This is a genomic window from Marinomonas aquiplantarum (genome assembly GCF_003314975.1).
In the GTDB taxonomy this organism is placed as follows: Bacteria; Pseudomonadota; Gammaproteobacteria; order Pseudomonadales; family Marinomonadaceae; genus Marinomonas; species Marinomonas aquiplantarum.
On record NZ_QNRF01000025.1, the window covers coordinates 1 to 1,544 of the forward strand.

General features: G+C 50.9%; 1 protein-coding gene. It reads left to right on the forward strand.

Features of this window, described 5'->3' with window-relative positions:
* Positions 1–1,544 (forward strand): Ig-like domain-containing protein (locus tag DFP76_RS18000; protein WP_113875933.1); only part of this gene is annotated, 1,544 nt, incomplete at both ends.

Here is a 1,544-nt window from a genome sequence, read left to right on the forward strand (position 1 = left end):
GATCTAGTTGCGGAAGCAGGCACGGTGACGGTCAACAACATCACTGAAGATGACGTAATCAACGCCGCTGAATCTGCTCAAACCATCGCGGTAACGGGTACAGCAACTGGTGGTGATATCGCGGAAGGCGATACCGTTACTCTAGTAATCAACAACACAACTTACACGACAACGGTCGGTGCAGATGGCACTTGGACAGTGGATGTGGAAGGTTCTGACTTGGCAGCCGACACTGAGTTTGATGCGGTGGTAAGTTCGGAAGATGCTGCTGGCAACACTGTCAATACAACGGGTTCTTCTGAACATACCGTTGATCTAGTTGCGGAAGCAGGTACGGTGACGGTCAACAACATCACTGAAGATGACGTAATCAACGCCGCTGAATCAGCTCAAACCATCGCGGTAACGGGTACAGCAACTGGTGGTGATATCGCGGAAGGCGATACCGTTACTCTAGAAATTAATGGTCAAACGTACACAACTCAAGTAGCCGAAGATGGCACTTGGACAGTGGACGTAGCTGGTTCTGACTTGGCAGCCGACACTGAGTTTGATGCGGTGGTGACCTCTTCTGATGAAGCTGGCAATAACGTTCAAACGACTGGTTCTTCTGAACATACCGTTGATCTAGTTGCGGAAGCAGGCACGGTGACGGTCAACAACATCACCGAAGACGATGTAATCAACGCGACTGAATCAGCTCAAACCATCGCGGTAACGGGTACAGCAACTGGTGGTGATATCGCGGAAGGCGATACCGTTACTCTAGTAATCAACAACACAACTTACACGACAACGGTCGGTGCAGACGGCACTTGGACAGTGGATGTGGAAGGCTCTGACTTGGCAGCCGACACTGAGTTTGATGCGGTGGTGACCTCTTCTGATGAAGCTGGCAATAACGTTCAAACGACTGGTTCTTCTGAACATACCGTTGATCTAGTTGCGGAAGCAGGCACGGTGACGGTCAACAATATCACCGAAGACGATGTAATCAACGCCGCTGAATCAGCTCAAACCATCGCGGTAACGGGTACGGCAACTGGTGGCGATATCGCAGAAGGCGATACCGTTACTCTGATCATTAACGATACCGAATACACCACAACCGTCGGTGCAGATGGCACTTGGACAGTGGATGTGGAAGGTTCTGACTTGGCAGCCGACACTGAGTTTGATGCAGTGGTAAGCTCTGAAGATGCTGCTGGTAACACAGTCAATACGACTGGTTCGTCTACTCACACAGTGGATACTGAAGCAACGGCTGGCACGGTAACCGTAGACAACATCACCGAAGATGACGTAATCAACGCGACTGAATCTGCTCAAACCATCGCGGTAACGGGAACCGCAACTGGTGGTGATATCGCAGAAGGCGATACCGTTACTCTGGTCATTAACGATACCGAATACACCACAACCGTCGGTGCAGACGGCACTTGGACAGTGGATGTGGCCGGTTCTGACTTGGCTGCTGATACGGAATTTGAGGCAGTGGTGGCTTCTTCTGATGCTGCTGGCAACACTGTCAATACAACGGGTTC